General features: G+C 54.4%; 1 protein-coding gene. It reads right to left on the bottom strand.

Annotated features, from left to right (window positions below):
* Positions 1–1837: protein kinase domain-containing protein (locus WBL05_RS12230; RefSeq protein ID WP_424226265.1), on the bottom strand; the 1837-nt coding region annotated here is incomplete at both ends.

Raw genomic sequence — 1837 nt, 5'->3', positions numbered from 1 at the left:
TTGTAGTTCCGGTTAGCCGCCCGGACATGCCACCTGAGGTCGAGGTACCAGGAGCCGCCACGAATAACTCTGTATTTGCCTGAAGTGGGTCCGCTTGGGTTCCTGGTTGGTAAGGTGCTGTAATAGTTGCTGCCATACCAATCATTAACCCACTCCCAGACGTTGCCCGCCATGTTCAAAGCTCCATAAGGGCTCGCGCCTGCCTCGTAATCTGTCACCGGGCTGGTGTCGCCTACACAATAGTTTGGGTTTTCATAGCTTCCTTGGTCGAAAGTTGTCAGCTGACAGGTTGGGCTGTCATTGCCCCAGGGATAAGCCCTGCCGTCTGTCCCTCTGGCCGCTTTCTCCCATTGGGCTTCCGTCGGCAAGTCTCCTCCCGCCCACTGGCAATAATCTTTTGCCTGATTCCAATCAACATAGATGACCGGATAATCATCGTATTCCGGATTGCCATAGTAATTGCTGCGGGTATAAGAACCTGTATAACTGGGCTTCGTGCAATCGCCAGCGGTAACACATTTTGCGTATTGCGCGTTGCTGACCTCGTACTTGTCGATCCAGTAGGAATCCAGATAAACCGTGTGTACCGGTTTTTCATCGTCCCAGGCATCGGCGTCGTTGCCGCCCATTTCAAACTCCCCGGCAGGCACATAGACCATTTCCATCCCGTCTTCTTCACGGGTCATAATTGACCCAATCCCGAGCGTGGGTTGAGAGGGAGAGGTGATCGTGGGCGTGCTTGTTTTGCTCGGAACGGGGGCTGCCGCTTTTTTGATCGCCGCTCCGATCAGGCTCAAAGAGAGAACACCCAGCATCAACAACAGCGCGCCAATAACCGCGCCAACAACCCACATTCTCTTGTCCTTCTTTTCACCAACAGATCCAAGTTTCTGTTTCCCGTTTGTCTCCGCTTGGGACGGAGCGCGGCTCGGCGGTTCATCCGCCGCAGTTCCCTTCCCGCTGCTGTTCGCCTCAGAAGTTTTTTCAGGCTGCTTTGGGCTTTGACCGTCCTGTTCAGCGGTTCTATTCGATGCCTCCAATACCCCTCGGTCGAGGACCTCAAGCAGGGCTTCGGCGGAAGGATAGCGGTCATCCGGATCCATGGCAAGGCAATTCTTGAGCAGGGCGTCCCAGCCTGCGGGCAGGCTCTGATGAAATCGAGGTCCCTCGATCAGATGCTTGGTCATTGCCATGGCAGGCGTTTCGCCTTCAAAAAGGACCATGTCCGTCAACATCTCATAGAGAATGCAGCCGAGGCTGTAGATATCCGACCGCACTGATGCCTGGTTGCCGCGCCAGACTTCCGGCGCCATGTAGGCAGGCGTGCCGATCATCCCGCCGCTCATACTCAGGGACATACTCGAATCAGATTGTAGGGCTTTGGCAAAACCAAGGTCACTGATCCTTGCCGTGCCGTAAGAATCAAAAAGGATGTTGCCCGGTTTGAGGTCGCGGTGGATGATGCCGTTCTCATGGATGGCTTTGAGCCCGGTAAGGATTTGCGATGATATTTTTATTGCGGATGCTTCAGGTAAAGCGCCTTGCTTAAGCCTGTCCTTGAGCGAGCCGCCCGACATCAAACCCAAAGCGATGTAAAAGCAACCTTCAATCTGCCCCAGGTCGTAAACAGGCACGAGGTTAGGGTGGTCGAGTTGCGCGGCGAGTTTGGCTTCCTGTTCAAAACGACCGATGAAGCCGGGGTCGACGGTGAGCTGGTTGTGGAGGACTTTCAGGGCGACCAGCCGCCCAAGGACGCTGTCTTTCGCTTTGTAGACGATCCCAAATCCCCCTCTGCCTAGTTCTTCAAGAATGATATATTTGCCAAGTTTCATGATCC

The sequence above is a fragment of the Brooklawnia sp. genome, assembly GCF_049651565.1.
GTDB lineage: Bacteria > Actinomycetota > Actinomycetes > Propionibacteriales > Propionibacteriaceae > Brooklawnia.
The sequence above is the reverse complement of the archived record's forward strand: the minus strand, read 5'-3'. Positions and strand labels throughout refer to the sequence as shown.